Consider the following 1,740-nt stretch of genomic DNA (forward strand, 5'->3'; position numbering starts at 1 on the left):
CGACCGCGCGCTCGTCGCTATCCGTGTCGTAGCCCCAGATTTCTTGCATGATTTCTAGGCGAGTGAAAATTTTGCCCGGGTTTGAGAGCAGTAAAAAGAGCAGATAAAACTCCTTTGGAGCGAGCTCTACGGCCTCGCCGCCGATTTTTAGGCTAAGAGCCGCATAGTCTAGCTCGGAGTTTTTAAACCTCAGCCGCTTGCCGCTAGCGATCTTGGCTCGGCGCAAAAGCGCGTTTATGCGTAAAATCAGCTCCTTTAAATTTAAAGGCTTGCTCATGTAGTCGTCCGCCCCCGTGACAAAGCCCTTCTCCATGCCCTCCATGCCGCTTTTTGCCGTTATCATCAGCACCGGTAGCGACTCGTCTAGCAGCTTGATTTGTTTGGTTAGCTCATATCCGCTAAGTCCGGGCATCATGATATCGGTGACGACAAGATCGGCGCGCTCGCTCTCTAGTAGCTGCAAAGCCAGCTCTCCGTCAAAAGCCGCAAGCGGCGAAAAGCCCTCCTGAGCTAGCTTTAGGCAGATTATTTTATTTAAATTTTCGTCATCCTCGGCGACTAAAATTTTAAACATTTGCTTTCCTTAAATTTGCCCCGAATTTAACGGGCAAGGCGATAAATTTTGTCCTATTTTATCAAATTTAACGAGAAATGGGCGGGTAAATTTAGCGAAGCATCATCAAAACGCCGATGACGCAGATGATGGCGGCGGTAAAAATCTCCAAAAGACGCAGGTGGGTTTGCAAAAATTTCTTTAGTATCGCGCCACCAAGAGCATAGATGCTAAGCGAGCAAAACTCAATAAAAACGAGCGTAACCGTGATAGAGAGTATGCGCGGCAGGCTAAAAGGATCGTTCGCGTCCAAAAAAGTCGGTAGTAAAGCCGATAGAAAAATCCACGCCTTAGGATTTGAGATGCAGACCACGGCGCCGTTTAAAAACATCTGCTTTTTGCTTGGTAGCTGCGAGACCTTTGTGATGCTAAGCTGCCCCTTGCTAAAAAACAGCATAGCGCCAAGATATAGTAGATAAAGGCCTGCGATGATATTTAGAGCCTTAAACGCGAAGCTGTAATGCGCCAAAACCGCGCCAACGCCCAGCATACAGCAAATCCCCACGAAGGCCAGAGAGGCGAGCTGCCCCGACATCATCGGCAGCGCGCGCACGTAGCCCAGGCTCATGCCGATACTCATCGCGTAGGTCATGTTGATACCGGGCATCAGGCTGATAGGGAAAAACGTAACGGCAAAAAGTAGGTAGTTCATAAAGCGCCTTAAATTTTGAGGAAATAGTAAATCAAATTTTATAAATTTAAAATAAAAAACGGCGGGTGATGGGCGGAAATTTAGCAAAATTTGCTTGAGGAGTCGTTTGCATTTTTGGGTCTCGGCGCGAAATTTGTTTTTTTATGCGCGGGCGGGAATTTTACCTGGCTTTGCGGCGGCTTTTGCTTGCGTTTTTTTGAGGCGCAGAGAGTAAATTTACCAAGCAAATCTCTAAGCGCACAAATTTAAACCCGCAAATTTGACTTTATCCGTGCGGGCTTAAATTTACCCCGAAAAACGGCTCCAAAGCTAGCCGACCGCTTAGCGGGTTTTGCTGTAAAATTTACGCTATTACGATTAGCACGCCAAGCCCTTTGTCGGCGGCATTTTGATAAAAACTCAAAAGCCCGTTAAAATGATCTTTTAACTCGGCTTTGATATCTTCAAATTCGCGCTCATACTCCCATATCTCAGG

Annotated in this window: 3 protein-coding genes; all 3 read right to left on the minus strand. The window is 47.0% G+C overall.

The genetic code is table 11. From position 1 onward, the window contains the following. Window positions 1-574: response regulator transcription factor (locus Q0338_RS04495; RefSeq protein ID WP_298085712.1), on the minus strand; the 574-nt coding region annotated here is incomplete at its 3' end. A 91-nt stretch (window positions 575-665) separates the two neighbouring features. Continuing rightward, window positions 666-1,265, minus strand: a complete 600-nt coding sequence (locus tag Q0338_RS04500) for a LysE family translocator (RefSeq protein ID WP_298085713.1) — start codon at window positions 1,263-1,265, stop codon at window positions 666-668. A gap of 343 nt (window positions 1,266-1,608) precedes the next feature. Then, complete coding sequence (locus Q0338_RS04505; protein ID WP_298085714.1) at window positions 1,609-1,734, minus strand: DUF1877 family protein; 126 nt, start codon at window positions 1,732-1,734, stop codon at window positions 1,609-1,611. Between the last annotated feature and the right edge of the window lie 6 nt (window positions 1,735-1,740).

Source organism: uncultured Campylobacter sp. (genome assembly GCF_938018145.1).
GTDB lineage: Bacteria > Campylobacterota > Campylobacteria > Campylobacterales > Campylobacteraceae > Campylobacter_A.

Coding starts and splice junctions, on each gene's coding strand:
- Q0338_RS04500 (WP_298085713.1), bottom strand. CDS start 1,265: ATGAACTACCTACTTTTTGCCGTTACGTTTTTCCCTATCAGCCTGATG.